At 71.4% G+C, this 14,454-nt stretch carries 14 protein-coding genes; 3 read left to right on the top strand and 11 right to left on the bottom strand.

Going from position 1 to position 14,454, the window contains the following annotated elements; translation table 11 throughout:
- Positions 1 to 29 precede the first annotated feature (29 nt).
- Positions 30 to 1,412 (bottom strand): DHA2 family efflux MFS transporter permease subunit, encoded by a 1,383-nt coding sequence (locus BpN12_RS11920; protein ID WP_246792793.1) that lies wholly within the window; start codon positions 1,410 to 1,412, stop codon positions 30 to 32.
- A 591-nt stretch (positions 1,413 to 2,003) separates the two neighbouring features.
- Here BpN12_RS11920 and BpN12_RS11915 point away from each other — a divergent pair.
- On the top strand, positions 2,004 to 2,387 hold the full coding sequence (locus BpN12_RS11915; protein ID WP_246792792.1) for a hypothetical protein: 384 nt from the start codon (positions 2,004 to 2,006) through the stop codon (positions 2,385 to 2,387).
- A 101-nt stretch (positions 2,388 to 2,488) separates the two neighbouring features.
- Here BpN12_RS11915 and BpN12_RS11910 read toward each other — a convergent pair whose 3' ends face one another.
- The 3 genes from BpN12_RS11910 to madL all read right to left on the bottom strand — a co-directional run bounded on the left by BpN12_RS11910 (position 2,489) and on the right by madL (position 4,295).
- On the bottom strand, positions 2,489 to 2,860 hold the full coding sequence (locus BpN12_RS11910) for a hypothetical protein (RefSeq protein WP_246792791.1): 372 nt from the start codon (positions 2,858 to 2,860) through the stop codon (positions 2,489 to 2,491).
- A gap of 271 nt (positions 2,861 to 3,131) precedes the next feature.
- Entirely contained in the window at positions 3,132 to 3,899 is a 768-nt protein-coding gene (madM, locus tag BpN12_RS11905; RefSeq protein WP_246792790.1) for a malonate transporter subunit MadM, read from the bottom strand.
- Between the two features lie 12 nt (positions 3,900 to 3,911).
- Positions 3,912 to 4,295 (bottom strand): malonate transporter subunit MadL, encoded by a 384-nt coding sequence (gene madL / locus BpN12_RS11900; RefSeq protein ID WP_246792789.1) that lies wholly within the window; start codon positions 4,293 to 4,295, stop codon positions 3,912 to 3,914.
- Between the two features lie 302 nt (positions 4,296 to 4,597).
- Between madL and BpN12_RS11895 the strand changes: the two genes are divergently transcribed.
- Positions 4,598 to 5,500: a LysR family transcriptional regulator gene (locus tag BpN12_RS11895; RefSeq protein ID WP_246792788.1), complete on the top strand. Its 903-nt coding sequence runs from the start codon at positions 4,598 to 4,600 to the stop codon at positions 5,498 to 5,500.
- Positions 5,501 to 5,657: 157 nt separating this feature from the next.
- On the top strand, positions 5,658 to 6,914 hold the full coding sequence (locus BpN12_RS11890; RefSeq protein ID WP_246792787.1) for an MFS transporter: 1,257 nt from the start codon (positions 5,658 to 5,660) through the stop codon (positions 6,912 to 6,914).
- A gap of 95 nt (positions 6,915 to 7,009) precedes the next feature.
- Here the strand turns inward: BpN12_RS11890 and BpN12_RS11885 are convergent, their stop codons facing one another.
- The 7 genes from BpN12_RS11885 to BpN12_RS11855 form a co-directional block, all read right to left on the bottom strand.
- Positions 7,010 to 7,651 (bottom strand): DUF1109 domain-containing protein, encoded by a 642-nt coding sequence (locus BpN12_RS11885; RefSeq protein WP_246792786.1) that lies wholly within the window; start codon positions 7,649 to 7,651, stop codon positions 7,010 to 7,012.
- Positions 7,648 to 8,220, bottom strand: a complete 573-nt coding sequence (locus BpN12_RS11880) for a sigma-70 family RNA polymerase sigma factor (protein WP_042628777.1) — start codon at positions 8,218 to 8,220, stop codon at positions 7,648 to 7,650. The genes BpN12_RS11885 and BpN12_RS11880 overlap by 4 nt, the downstream gene beginning before the upstream one ends.
- Before the next feature lie 667 nt (positions 8,221 to 8,887).
- Positions 8,888 to 11,254 carry a sensor histidine kinase gene (locus BpN12_RS11875; RefSeq protein ID WP_246792785.1) on the bottom strand — a complete coding sequence of 789 codons (2,367 nt, stop codon included), beginning with the start codon at positions 11,252 to 11,254 and terminating at the stop codon, positions 8,888 to 8,890.
- Between the two features lie 8 nt (positions 11,255 to 11,262).
- Positions 11,263 to 11,979 carry a response regulator transcription factor gene (locus tag BpN12_RS11870; RefSeq protein WP_198256787.1) on the bottom strand — a complete coding sequence of 239 codons (717 nt, stop codon included), beginning with the start codon at positions 11,977 to 11,979 and terminating at the stop codon, positions 11,263 to 11,265.
- Between the two features lie 190 nt (positions 11,980 to 12,169).
- Positions 12,170 to 12,535: a DUF4180 domain-containing protein gene (locus BpN12_RS11865; protein WP_246792784.1), complete on the bottom strand. Its 366-nt coding sequence runs from the start codon at positions 12,533 to 12,535 to the stop codon at positions 12,170 to 12,172.
- Positions 12,536 to 12,666: 131 nt separating this feature from the next.
- Complete coding sequence (locus tag BpN12_RS11860) at positions 12,667 to 13,059, bottom strand: hypothetical protein (protein ID WP_246792783.1); 393 nt, start codon at positions 13,057 to 13,059, stop codon at positions 12,667 to 12,669.
- Between the two features lie 262 nt (positions 13,060 to 13,321).
- Entirely contained in the window at positions 13,322 to 14,383 is a 1,062-nt protein-coding gene (locus BpN12_RS11855) for a lactonase family protein (protein WP_246792782.1), read from the bottom strand.
- Positions 14,384 to 14,454 lie beyond the last annotated feature (71 nt).

The raw sequence follows: 14,454 nt of genomic DNA, 5'->3' as shown, positions 1-14,454 counted from the left end.
CCGGTTTCCGTGCCGCCTCAGGTGCCGCCTCAGGTGCCGCGCGTGCCGGCCACGGCCGGCTTCAAATCGAGCTTGCCGAACACGAACGTGGAAACGAGCGTGATCGCGCCCATCAGCAGGAAGCTCATCTGGATCCCGAACAGCTCGCCGTCCGCGTGGTGGCCGGCCAGCAGGCTCGCGAAGCCGCCGCCCACCGACACGCCGAGGCTGGTCGCGAGCATCTGCACCATCGAGAACAGGCCGTTGCCGCTGCTCGCGTCGCGATGCGAGAGGTCTTTCAGCGTGACGCTGTTCATCGCCGCGAACTGCATCGAGTTGGCCGCGCCGAACGCACCCAGCAGCAGCACGTCGAGCGCGAGCGGCGTGTGCGGCGAGAGCGTGGCGAAGCCGAGGATCGACACGCCGACGATCAGCGTGTTGACGCGCAGGAACGGCACGTAGCCGAAGCGGCGCACGAGCGGCGCGATCCAGCGCTTGGAGACGGTGCCGGCCACGGCGGCGGGCAGCATCACCAGCCCCGCGTGCAGCGGCGAATAGCCGAAGCCGAGCTGCATCTGCAGCGGCAGCAGGAACGGCACGGCGCTGGTGCCGATCCGGCACACCAGGTTGCCCACCAGCCCGGTGCTGAAGTTGCGTTCGGCGAACAGGCCGAGCCGGAACAGCGGCTGCGCGCGGCGCCGTGCATGCGCGACGTAGCCGAGCACCGCGCAGACCGTGGCGAGCGTGGCCGCGACGATCCAGGCGGCGCGCGCCGTGCGCGCCGGCATGTCGAGCGCGAGCGAGCTGGCCAGCATCGCGAGCGAGAGCAGCGTGCAGCCGGCCAGATCGAACGGCCGCCGCTCGTCGAGCCGGTCCGACGGCAGGTAGCGCCGCACCGCCAGCAGGCCGAGCGCGCCGATCGGCACGTTGACGAAGAAGATCCAGCGCCACGACAGCGATTGCGCGAACCAGCCGCCGAGCGTCGGCCCGATGATCGGGCCGACCTGGCCCGCCACCGAGATGAACGCGAGCGCCGTCACGTAGCCCTCGCCGGGCACGCTGCGCAGCACGGCGAGCCGCCCGACCGGCAGCAGCATCGAGCCGCCCACGCCCTGCACGATGCGCGCGATCACCAGCTGCTGCGAGGTCTGCGAGCCCGCGCAGGCGAGCGAGCCGATCGCGAACACGAGGATCGCGGCGAAGTAGACCGAGCGCGTGCCGTAGCGGTCGGCGAGCCAGCCCGAGGCGGGCGTGAGGATCGCCATGGTCAGCGTGTAGGCCACCACGATCGAGCGCATCGACAGCGTGTCCTCGCCGAACGCGTGCGCGATCGACGGCAGCGCCGTGTTGACGATGGTCGTGTCGAGCGCCTGCATGAAGAAGCCGGCGGCCACGATCCAGAGCAGCGCCGATTGGGAGGAAGACCGCGTCATGGTTGAAATCGAAAGACGTTCGTAGGGTGCCGGGAAACATGGCGCGCGGTGCTCGCCGGCCTGCGCCGATCCGGCGATGCGGGTGGCGGCAACGTCGCCCGTTGGTGGGCGGCATGCGCGAATTCGAATTGGAACATGATCGGCGGGCTGCCGTCGATGTGCGCATGGGCCGGCATGGCGCGCGGAGCCGATCGAACGGCCGGGGTGCCGCGCGCGGCATGCGGGTGCCGCCTTGCGGCGCGTCGATGCGGGCCGTCCGGCGGGCCGCGGGAATGGTTGTGATCGCAACCGTCAGGCCGCGATGCGTGTGCGGCAGCCTCGTGCCGGCACCGCCGCGCCGCCTCGCCCGCCGGGTTCTCCGGACGCGGCCGCATCGTATCGAGTATCGCGAAATCGGTAAATCTGGCAAAACCAATAGACTGAATTACCTGGATTCGGGAAATAAATACCTGAAAAAATTACCCGGAGGTGACGGCTTGATAACGGATATTTACACCTCATTACATTCGTATACAATGCTTTCGCCAGTCAAAACGGGCGATTTGAAAGCTTCACCGCGGACGCGTTTCGAAAACCTAGAGGAAAAGAACGATGAGAAAAATTCTTGCGATCGCAGTATTCGCTCTCCTGTCGGCATGCCAGAACATGGACGGGCTCGGGATGAGCGGGAACGAGAAATTCGATCCGGCCTGGATCAAGCAGCACGTCGTGATTGGCAAAACCACGCAGCACGATATTTATTCGATGTATGGCGAGCCCGATAGCAAAAGTACCAATGCAAGCAACTCCGACACCTGGGTTTATGAAAAGAATCATTCGGGAAGCAATCTGATGTCGATGGCTTCCGGCATGATTCCCGGCATGTCCACGGTCAATCAGGCCAAGAGCGTGGCCGACGTTCACGACAAGAAAGGTTATGGGGATGCGCTGTTTTTCTGGTTTAAAAACGGCACGCTTACCAATTGGCACAATTGATGACGCCGGCGCGCCGTTCAGCAGGTGAGTCGCGCCGCTCGAAGCATCGCCGCCGGCCCGCCTGACAGCCGACGCGTCCCGTGCGCGCGCAGGCGCCGGCCTCACGCCAGGCAGCCTGCCTGCTCCTGCCTGTCCGTTTCCGGCCGTTGCTCGCGGGGCGCTGGCGTCGCCGCTCGAATCGCACGCCAGGCATCGAGGTAGCGGTCGATCGTCAGTGCCGCCAGTTGCGCATCGTGCAGCGCGAGAACGAGGCTGAGCGTATCGCGCTGGATGGCGTCGAGGCGATAAGGCGCGCCGCGCAGAAACGCGCGTTCGAGAGCCTGCTCCGCGCGCCGGCACAGCGAGGCGAGCGAGGGCGTCGACGCCACGTCTCGTAGCTGCCATGCGAGCCGGATCACGTTGGCGAGCACGGCAAGCGGCGCCGGATCGCGGCAGTCGGCGCGCAGCCGCGCGAACGCGAGATGGTGTTTCAACTGCAGGTCGCGGCGTTCGTGCGCGGGCAGCGGCGGCCGCGGGCGCGAAGCGGAATGACGGGGGACGGGCGGAACGGACATCGGCGGCAGGGATGGTAAGGGAAGCGGGAGCGTCACCGTCGAGCCTGGCGATGCGGGCGACGCGACCGGCGGGACGCCGGTCGATGACGCCCGACCACGCGGGCGGCACTCGCGCCGGGCGCCGGCAAGACTGCACGGCGGCGTGGGCGGGGCCGTCGACGGCCCCGCCGTGCGGCTCACGACGCCGCGCTCAACCGCCGACGATCGCCCGCGTCGCGAAGTACAGCACCGACGGCCCGAGCAGGCAGCCCACGCCGGTATGGAACGTCGAGATCAGCGCGCCGTAGGGCACCAGGCGCCGGTCGGTGGCGGCGAGGCCCGCCGTCACGCCGCTGACGGTGCCGGCCAGGCCGCCGAAGATCATCGCCGAGCGCGGCGTGCGCAGGCCGAGGAAGCCGGCCGCGAGCGGCGTGCCGACCATCACGATGATGGCCTTCACGAGCCCGGTGGCGATGCTCAGCGCGATCACGTCGGAACTCGCGCCGATCGCGGCGCCCGTCACCGGGCCGACGATATAGGTCACCGCGCCCGCGCCGATCGTCGTCATGCTGACGGCGTCGGTATAGCCGAACGCGCGCGCCACCAGCGCGCCGACGATGAACGGCAGCACCGTGCCGAGCAGCAGCGACAGCACGCCGATCAGGCCGGCGCGGCGCGCCTCGGTGGCCTGCACCTCGAACGCGGTCGCGACGATCGCGAAATCGCGCAGCATCGCCCCGCCCATCACGCCGATGCCGGCGAACAGCGGGATGTCGGCAATGCCTTTCTCGCCGTGCGTGGCGACGCCGCCGACATAGGCGAGCACGAGGCCGATCAGGATCGCGATCGCGGAGCCGTGGACGCGGCCGCGCGTGAGCTTGCGCGACAGCGCGGCCGACACCCACATCACGATGCCGACGAGCGCGAACGCGGCGATGAGGCCGTTGTGCGCAACGATTCTTTCGAGCATGGCAAGCATGGCGGCCTCCGCTTATTGCTCGGCCGGCACGAGTGCCGAGTCGTCGTTGCCGATGCGCGAGAGCACCGCGATGCAGCAGGCGCAGATCGCCACCGCGCCCACCGCCGCGATCAGCGCGACCGGGCCGCCCTTGAGCGCGGCCAGCACGTTCTGGTTGGCCGCCATCGCCACCACCACCGGGATGTACATCGCGCCCCAGAACGTGACGCCGGCCTCGGTCTCCTTCGGCAGCCAGCCGCGCCGGTGCAGCCAGATGCGCAGCACGATCAGCAGCAGCATCGCGATGCCGACGCCGCCGACGTTGGTCTTCACGCCGATCGCGGCGCCCAGCAGGTCGCCGAGAAAGAGGCCCGCGAGATGGCAGAACGCGAGCAGGGCGGTTCCATAGATGATCATCGTTGTCTCCAGTCTTTCTGATAGGAATCGTTGGCGGCGCGAGGGCCGCCGCCCGGCGGTTCGTCGATCGGAACGCGTTCTCGGGCTGGCCGTGGTGCCGATGCTCCGGCACGGACAGTCTAGTCCGCCGCTATTCGCGCATTTATGAAGTTGTCCGGGCGATTCAGTGGGAACGGCAATGTGCGCGGATAACGGAAAGAACAGAACGCTTTCGGCTGGCCGAGCGAGGCCGCCGCGTCGGCTATGCTGATGGCCCGCCGCGCCGCGCGCGGGGCTCACGACATGAACGACATGAGGACGCAATGGATTTGCTGGCGGCAATGCGGGTGTTCGTGCGGGTCGTCGAGCGGGGGAACCTGTCGCGCGCCGCGAAGGATCTCGGGCTCGGGCAGCCGGCGGTCAGCGATCGCATCGAGCGGCTCGAGCGCCATCTCGGCGTGCGTCTGCTGCTGCGCAGCACGCGCGCCGTGTCGTGTACCGACGAGGGCGTCGCGTTCTACCAGAAGAGCAAGCTCGTGCTCGACGCCGCCGAGGAAGCGCAGGCGGTCGTGATGCCGGAGCGCGCCGCCGCGCGCGGCCGCATCCGCATCGCCGCGCCGCACGGGCTCGGCGACACGGTGCTGCCGGGCGTGCTGGCCGTGCTGCGCGAGCGGCATCCCGACTGGCACGTCGAGCTGATCCTCAACGACGAGCCGACCGATCCGGTGACCGAGGGCGTCGATCTCTCGCTGCGCCTGGGCACCGTCGACAACGGGAGTTTCGTGGCGCGGCGGCTCGGCCACGTGCGGCGCCTGCTGGTGGCCGCGCCCGCCTATCTGGCGGCGCACGGCTGCCCGGACGAGCCGGCCGGGCTGGTTCGCCATCCGTTCCTGGCGGTGGCCGGGCTGTTCGCCGACGGCCAGCTGCCGCTGCACGCGGCGGCGGGCGAGCGGGCGGCGCCGATCAACGTCGTCGCGACGGCCAGCCACTGGGGGCCGGTGCGCGAACTGCTGCTGCGCGGCGGCGGGGTCGGCGTGCTGCAGGAAATCGTCTGCGCCGAGGCGCTGGCGGCGGGCCGGCTGGTGCGCCTGCTGCCCGGCTTCACGGTGCCCGGCTTCGACCTGCACGCGCTGCTGCCGGTCGCGCGGCCGCTGCCGGCCAAGACGCGGATCGTCCTCGAACTGCTCGAGGCGGCGCTGCCCGCGATGGTGCGCGAGGCCGGCTGACGCGAGGCCGGCTGACGCGAGCCGGCTGACGTGAGCCGGTTCGTGCGCGGCCCGATTCATCGAATCGCGCGATGACTGACATCGGCGGGCCGCGCCTACCGGGCGCGCGGGCCGGCCGCTAACGTGGGCGCTCGTTTCCACTTCGCGTGTCCCGCCCATGTCCACCCTGAACCTGAAGCACCTCGGCCCCTGCCTGCTCGCGATCGCGATCGACGCGATGGGCTTCGGCCTCGTCTATCCGATCATGGCCGCGATCTTCTCCGATCCGCGCTCGGGCCTCGTGGCGGCCACGACCAGCCCGGCGCTGCGCAACTTCGTGCTCGGGATCGGCTACGGCATCTATCCGTTCTGCATGCTGTTCGGCTCGTCGCTGCTGGGCGAGCTGTCGGACCGCCACGGCCGCCGCAAGGTGATGCTGGCCTGCGTGCGCGGCCTCGCGCTCGCCTATCTGCTGATGGCGCTCGGCGCCTGGCTGCCGAGTCTCGCGCTACTACTGGCCGGGCGCGGCCTGAGCGGGCTGATGGCCGGCTGCCAGGGCATCGCGCAGGCGGCCATCGGCGACCTCAGCACGCCGCGCACCAAGGCGCGCAACATGAGCGTGATGTCGATGGCATTCAGCGCGGGCGTGATCGTCGGGCCGGTGCTGGGCGGCATCGCGTCGGATCGCACGCTCGCGCCGGGCCTTGGCTACGGCACGCCGTTCCTGCTGGTGGCCGGGCTCGCGGCCGCCTGCGGCGCGTGGCTGCGGCGCGCGTGGCCCGACACGGCCGCGCCGCGCGGCCAGGCGCGCCTCGACTGGCTGCTGCCGCTGCGCACGCTGCGCGAGGCGGCCCGGCATCGACGCGTGGCGATGCTGAGTGCGGTGTTCTTCCTGATGCAGGTCGGCTACGGGCTCTACCTGCAGACCATCATGCTCGTGATGCAGACGCGCTTTCACTACACGAGCGCGCGGCTCGGCCTGTTCAGCGGCCTGATCGGCGTGGCGTTCGTGTTCGGGCTCGGCGTGGTGGTGCGCTTGATGCTGCGGCGCTGGCGGGTGGTGACGATCGCGGCGGCCGGCCTGCTGGCCGCGGGCCTCGCGCAGGTCCTCTCGGCGCTGCTGCCGGCCGAGCACGCGCTGTGGGCGCTCGGCATGGTGGTGGGGTGTTTCGACATGGTGGCCTATACGACCATCTACACCGCGTATTCCGACGCGGTCGAGGCCGGGCGGCAGGGCTGGGCGCTCGGCGTGGCCGGCTCGGTGATGGCCGTGGCGTGGGTCGTGACGGGCCTGCTGACGAACCTGCTGCCGCTGGTCGGCGAGACGGGGCTGCTGATGGTGGGCGGGCTGGGCTTTATCGCCAGCTTCGCGGCGATGCTGGCTTATGCGCGCCGCTGGGTGGAGCCTGCGCCGGGAGTGGCGGCGAGGGCTTGAGTGGGATGAGGTTTGGCGGTATGGCGTGATCGCGGCGCTGGGGCTGAATCAGCCAATGCGGCGGCGCGGCAACGCCACCGCGCCGCCGCACACCCTCACCAGCGCAGCACGCGCGCCCCGACAACGGCGCCCACGACGGTCGGCACCAGCATGCCGAGCAGGTACCAGACGCCCCAGAACGGCACGCCCATCTCCGGGCAATGCAGGCAGTAGACGAGCGTCGCGACGGCGCCCGCGAGCAGGCCGCCCACGGCGCCCGCCAGCCGCAGGCGGGTGGGCGCGAGGCTGCGCAGCGCGGAGAAGGTCGCCACGAAGCCCGGCACCGACAGCAGCGCGATCAGCGACGGGCAGACCTTCCAGGTCGAGCCGAGCACGAGCGCGAGCCGCTCGCCGGCCGGCGCGGCGGCCAGCACGGCCAGCGCGGCGATCCAGACCACCGCCACCGGCGCGGCGATCAGCAGGCTCGGGCGGCCGGCGCGCGCGCCGGGGCGCGCGAGCCTCGCCAGCGTGGCGAGCGCGCCGATCGCGATCACGAGCGGCAGCGCGACCTTGGCCCAGAACAGCGGCGTGAGCGCGACCTCGGCGAGATCGCGGCGCACGCCGAGCAGCGCCGCCATCAGCAGCAGCGCGCCGGCCGCGCCGATCGCGAGCGCCGTCGCGAAGCGCCGGGCCGGCAAGCGCGGGTCCACGGGCGTCACGCCCGTGGCCAGCATCGATATCAGATCGTCGGTTTTCATCGTGTTCCCCGAATCTTCGCGGCCAGCGCCTTCAGGCCGCGGTGTACTCCGATCTTCACGGCCGATTCGGACAGGCCCGTCATCCGCGCCGTTTCGGCCACGGACAACCCTTCGAGCTTCACATGCACGATCGGCAGGCGCTGCCGGTCCGGCAGCGTGTCGAGCAGCTTGCCGAGATCGCGCCGCGCCTCGGACGGCTCCAGCTCCGACGCCGCGATCCACTCCGATTCGTCGTCGAAGCTTTCGTTCAGCGCGTCCTGCCTCGACCAGGCGCGGAAATAGTCGATCAGCTTGTAGCGTGCGATCGCGTGGATCCAGGCCGTCAGCGGCTCGCCGGCGCGATACGTGTGCCGCTTGTCGTGGACCGCGAGCAAGATTTCCTGCACCAGATCCTCGACGTCGGCGGGCCGGCTCGCGAGCCGGCGCCGCACGAAGCCGCGCAGGTGTGCCGACAGGGCGCTCAGGAAGCGCCGGTAGGCGGCCTCGTCGCCGTCGAGGCCCGCCAGCAGCCACTGCCGCAGCGCCTGTTCGGCCTGTTGTCGAGCGCCGCCATCTTGAGTTCGCTCCATGCGTGGTCCGGGTTACAGGAGATCGAAAAAACTTTCGGCGAATGCCGCGGCGCGCGTTCGCGAGGCCGGGCGCGGGCGTCGAGTGGCTTGCGCGGTGCGTGCCGCTGGCTGCTCGCCTGCACGGGGCGCGGCAGGCCGCCGGCGCGGTCCCGACACGAAACGAATTGTATCCCGGCCGCGCGGGCGGACCGGCCGGAACGAACGCAGGAACGAACGCGGAGGCGTCGCTCAGGATGCCGCACCGGGCTGCCGCCGCATCGTGCCGATGTCTTCGCACGATTTCGCGCGCGGGCGTCCCGGGCGAGTTCGACGCGAAGCAAGGCGGGGCGAGGGAGCGGACGAAGGCGGAGCGGGGCCGGGCGGGAGCTGGCAAGCGATCCCGGCCGGCGCCGCTGCGCCGGCCGGCCACCGCCCCGAGCCAGAGAATGACGGACGGCGCGTGTCTTCAGGACGCGTTCGCCCATCCCATTCGGTGCGTTGCCAGGCAGCGCCAGCCCGTCGCCGGTGTCGGCCCGTGCGGCGGGTTCGCCCGATCCGCGATGCATTGCATCCGCAACCGAATGAGTGGCCAGATTAGCAATCCGCAAAATAGGTGCCCATACCCCGAAATGGGTATGGCGCCGAACCGTGCCGGCGCCGCCGCCATGGCGGGGCTCGCGCGCCGCGCTCAGTCCGAGGCGAGGCCGGCGATCTCGATCGCGATCGTCGTGCCGCCCGCGCCCGAATCGATCCGCAATTGCCCGCCCAGCCGGCCGACCCGCGCGCGCAGGCTGCGCATGCCGATCCCGCCGTGCGGCGTGGGCGCCTCGGGGTCGAAGCCGTGCCCGTTGTCGGCCACCGTGAGGCGCAGCCCGCTCGCGTCGTCGTGCGCGAGGCCGATCTCGATGCGCGTCGCGCCGCTGTGGCGCAGCGCGTTGGTGGCCGCCTCCTGCAGGATGCGCATCAGGTCGAGGCAGACGGCGTTCGGCAGGTGCAGCGTATCGATGCCGTCGAGCCGCCAGCGGCAGTCGATGTCCTGCGCCTCGAACGCGCGCGCGAGCCGGTGGCGCAGCGGCGCGATGAAGCCGTCGAGCGAGCGCGTGCCGGCATGGTCGAGCGCGGCCGAATCGATGATGATGCGCAGGTCGTCGCGCAGTTCCTTGAGGATGCCGAGGAAGCGCGCGGGCGGCATGTCGTGCGGCGCGTGCTCGAGCGTGGTGATGCTCGACACCAGCGTGCCGCCGAGCCCGTCGTGCAGGTCCTGCGCGAGGCTCAGGCGCTCGTTCAGGCGCGCGTTGGCGACCTGCAGCGCGTGTTCGCGATCGAGCGTGTCGCGCAGGTCGCGCTTCGCGTCGGCCACGGCACCCGTCAGTTCGTCGTTGAACTGCTCGATGCGCCGCAGGTTCGTGACGAACCGCCAGGCCAGCACGAGCGCCATGCCGATCATCTCGAACTGCGCGGCGATCGACGTGTAGTAGACGTTGTCGGCCAGCACGCCGAGGAAGGTCAGGATGTCGTGCAGGCAGGCCGCGATGAAGATCAGCATGCAGGCCGACATCGCGAGCCGGTCCGCGCGCGGGCGGCGCAGCGAGAACACGATGAACGCGGCGCAGCAGCCGATGAAGGTGGCCGCCGGGATCATTGCGATCACGGCGCGCACGGTTTCGATCGCGGCATGCGGCGTGACCAGCATGGCCATCGCCTGCGCCGCCGCGAGCGCCCACAGCACGGCTTCGAGGCGCGGATAGCGGCGGCTCGCGAAGCGCAGCGTGAACATCGCGAAGCTGCTGGCGAACAGCACCACGGCCACCGACATCGCGGCCTCCCAGCCGTCGGTGCTCGTAAACGGCCACGGCGTGGTGGCCGCCTGGTTCATCTGGAAACACCACCAGGCGAGCGACTGCAGGCCGAACCAGCCGTACACGCTCTCGCGCCGCCGCATCAGCCACAGCACCACGAAGAAACAGCCGAGCGTGGAGGTGACGGCCAGGCTGTAGAGCTGCAAATCGCGGCGGATCTCGTGTGAATGGCCGTAGTGCCGCGCCACCATCTCGGGCGGCCCGACCAGCACCGGGCCGAGCCCCGGCGCGTAGGCCGCGAGGCCCGACACGCGGATCAGCAGCGTGTTGCCGGCGTGCGCGCCCGCGTGCAGCAGCGGCGCCGGCAGCAGCCAGTAGCGCGGCATGTTCCAGGCGCGGCTGAGCGGCTCGGTGAGTTGCGCGTCGCGTCCCAGCATCGTGCCGTTCAAATAGACCGCGCCGGCCATGTTCAGGTAGTCGATGAAGACCGCGAGCGGCGCGCCGGCACCGCAGGCGCCGGACCAGTTCAGGCGATACCAGACCACGCCGTCGAAGCCGGGCCAGCGCGAGGTCCAGACGTCGGGCAGCGTGACGCGCAGCCAGCCCGCGGCGGGCGGCATGGCGGCGTCCCAGGCGCCGCGCGCCGCCTCGACGGCGAGCGGGCAGCCGGGCGCGTCCGGCATGCCGCCCGCCGTGGTGCCGGATTGCGCGTCGCTGCCCGGCCGCGCGGTGGAGGCGAGCGCGCCCGGCGCGGGTGTCGCCGTGAGCGAAGCGGCCAGCGTGGCGCGTGGCGGGGCGGCGACGGACGCGGCGGGAAACGAGGCGGCCGACAGGGCGGCCGACGGGGCGGGTGGGGCGGCCGGTAACGAGGCGGCCTGCGAGGGGGGAGACGGCAAGACGGGCGGCAACGCGCCGGCCGGCGGCGCGACTCCGGCGGCATCGCTCCGGGCCGCGGCGGTGGAGTTGGTGCCGTCCGCCGCCGCGTGGGCGGACGCGTCGGCCGGCATCGCGAGCAGCGCGACGAGGAACGCGGTGAGCCCGATCAGCAGGACGGTCACCACCGGCATCAGCAGCATGGCCCGCGAGACGGTGGCCACGCACCAGGCCGCCGCCGACGCCTGCGCGATCGCGCGCCGCGCCGCCTGCCCGCGCACGCGGTCGGCCGCGTCGGCGCGGGCGTCGAAGTCGGCACCAGAGCCGACATCGACGCCGGCCGAGGAGGTCGAACTGTGATCGCAGTCTGGCGCTGCCTGCATGCCGGATGTCAGGGCAGCAGCCCGTGGGCGCGGGCCTCGAAGACGGCCTGCGTGCGCGAGCGTACCGCGAGCTTCTTGTAGATGTTCTTGATGTGGCACTCGACGGTCAGCCGCGACAGCGACAGCAGTTCGGAAATTTCGCGGTTGGTCAGGCCTTTGCTGACGATGCCGAGAATCTCGACCTCGCGGCGGCTGAGCCGTACCGGCGGGGCGCCGTCGCGCGACGGCAGCATCACGGCGCCGGTCGGTGTCACGGACGCGGCGGGCGGCGGCGCGTTGACGGTGGTGTCGAGGATGTAGCGCGCCACGAACGGATCGATCGGCGCGCCGCCGCGCAGTACGCTGCGGATCGACAGCGCGATTTCGATGTCGTCGCGTTCCTTGAGCAGGTAGCCGGTCGCGCCGGCCTGCAGCGCGCCGACGATGGTCGGCCCGGTGCTCCAGGTGGAGATCACCACGATCGGCAGCGCCGGGTCGGCCTCGTGCCATTCGCGGATCAGCTCGATGCCCGAGCCGTCGGGCAGGCCGATATCGACCAGCGCGATCGCGCACGGCTGCGTGGCGCGGATCGCGCGCGCCTCCGAGAGGCTGCCGGCGAACAGCAGCGCGTCGTCGGCATAGCCGAGCGAGGTCAGGATGGTGGTGAGCCGGCGCTGCATCATCGGCTCGTCGTCGACGATGAGGAGCGGGCCCGGCACCATGGGTTCCGGCGGCAAGAGCGTCATGGGTCGCGTGTTGGATGACTGGGTCGGATGCCAAGCCGGCGAACTTGCGCACCTGCGTGGTGCGTTCGCCGGCCGGCGCGAGAATCGCGCCGACGGCAGCATCGAATGATACGCGAGCGATCCGACGGCGGGCTGACATGCTTGCATCGCATGCGTGTCCCGCTTCGCGTCGTGCGGCGCGTGCGCGCGCCTAGTCGGACGGCAGCAGCCGCGCGAGCGCGTCGTCGAGATCGGCGACGAAGCCGACCTGGCTGCCGCGGTTGCTCTCGACGATGAAATCGTGCAGCGGGCCGCTCGCCACCGCCTGGAAATCGCCGATGATCGCGAGCCGCAGGTGGTAGTTGACGAACATCTGCAGCAATTCGCCGGCCACCCCGGTGCGCAGCACGAGGAAATCGGGGTGCAGGCAGGCGGCGTCCACCGCCAGGCCGTCGAGATCGCGATGGCCGTGGCCGAGCATCAGGTCGAGCGCATCCTGGCGGCTGCGCACCGGCGTGTCCACGGCGCTGACGTGGACGATGCGGATGCCGTGCTGCTCGATCAGGCGCGCTTCCATGCGGGGATCCGGTGGCGGTGAGGGGCGCCGCGTTCGTTGCGGCGTGCGTGGTGAGGCGTGGTGCGGTGCGTGTGCCGGCGAGAGCTCAGGCGAGTGCGTTCAAGCGTGGGTTCGGGCCGGCACGCGCCGCGTCACGGCCGCGCGGCCGAAGCCGGCACCGCGGCCGACACCGGCGCCGCCGGCGAGGCGGCCCGGCGGCCGCGTTGGGCCTGCCGCGCGCGCTGGTCCCGCAGGCATTCCTGCGTGACCAGCATGGTGGCCTGGTCGGGGTTCGGTAGCGTCGGCGCCGCGTAGATGGTCGCGATCGCCTTGTCCACCGCCTGGCTGTCCGGGCCGTCGCCGTAATACTTGTGCGACTGCGCGAGCGCCTGCGCCCTGGTCTTGCCGCGCTTGCGCCAGCCGGAAACCTGCGCGGCGACGTCGCCGACCGCGAAACAGCGATCGTCGAACGCCTGCGCATGGGACGGAAGGGCCGGCAGCGCGGTGCAGCACGCGACGGCGAGGGGCAAGACGGCTTGCTTCATCGGGAAATCCTGTGGCTCGAAAACGCGGCGCCGGGCTGGAAAGCCGCCGCGGCGCCGCGACAATCGCACAGTCTATCGAAAAGCCGGGCCGCGGGCGGCCGACGCGGGGCGCCGTGCGGTGGGGCGCGAACGCGGCGGGGCGCGGCTTGTGCCGCGGTTGTGCCGCGCGGCTGCCGGTGCGCGCGGGCGGGCAGCGCGCACGATGCCGGCAGATATGCGGCGCAATGCCACATATCGCGAGCGGCGCCGGCCACGCGCCGATTCAGCCCGCGTCGCGCGAAAACACCAGGCAGACCGGGCTGCCCGCCGCGATCGTCAGGCCGGTGGGCGCGAGCCGGCCGCTCGCGGCGTCGACCGAGAACACCACGATGCTGTCGCTGTCCTCGTTCAGCGCGTAGAGGAAGCGCCCGTCCGGCGAGAGCGTGAAGAAGCGCGGCGTGCGGCCGCCGCTCGGCACCGCCTCGACGAACGCGAGGCGGCCGCTGTCGGGGTCGACGTGGAACAGCGCGATGCTGTCGGCGCCGCGGTTCGAGGCGTAGACGCAGCGGCCGTGCCGGTCCACCTCGATGCCGGCCGCGCGGCTGTTGCCGGTGAAGGTGTCGGGCAGCGTCGACACGATCTGCCGCGGCACCAGCTCGCCGCTGGCCGCCTGCCACGCGTAGGTGGTCACCGTCGAATCGAGTTCGTTCACGCACCACGCGTAAGGCGCCGTGGGGTGGAACGCCAGATGGCGCGGCCCGGCCGCCTCGCGCGTGGCGACGAACGGCACGCCGGCGGGCGTCAGGCGCCCGCCTTCGAAGCGGAACACGAAGATCCGGTCGAGGCCCTTGTCCGGCACCAGCACGAAGCGGCCGTCGGGCGAGAACGGGTTGAAGTGCGGCTTCGCCTGCTGCTGCTCGACGCGATGCGGGCCGGGCGGGCCGTCCAGCACGACGCGCTGCGCGAGCGGGCCGAGCGCGCCGTCGGCCGCGACCGGCAGCACTGCGAGGCTCGCGCCCAGGTGGTTCGAGACGACCGCATGGCGGCCGTCCGGCGCGAGCGCGACGTGGACCGGATTGCGGCCCTCGGTGCCCGCGCGGTTCAGCGCGCTCAGGCGGCCGCTCGCGCGGTCGATCGCGAACGCGCTGAGGTCGCTGAGATCGCCATGCACGCTGTAGAGCCGCTCGCCGCGCGCGTCGAGCGCGAGGTACGACGGGTTCACGAGATCGCCGACGGTCTGCACCGGATCGAGCGCGCCGCTGGCGGGATCGACGCGGAACACGCGAATCCCTTCGCCGCGCGCGTGGCGTTCGCGCGTGGTGCGCGAGCCGACATAGGCAAACATGGGGTGGTCCTTCGACTGGTCGTCTGGCGGCCCCGGATGGGCCGCAGGGTTCGGGGAGCGCGCGCCGGGGG

The sequence above is a fragment of the Burkholderia perseverans genome (assembly GCF_022870505.1).
Taxonomy (GTDB): Bacteria; Pseudomonadota; Gammaproteobacteria; order Burkholderiales; family Burkholderiaceae; genus Burkholderia; species Burkholderia plantarii.
The sequence above is the reverse complement of the archived record's forward strand: the minus strand, read 5'-3'. Positions and strand labels throughout refer to the sequence as shown.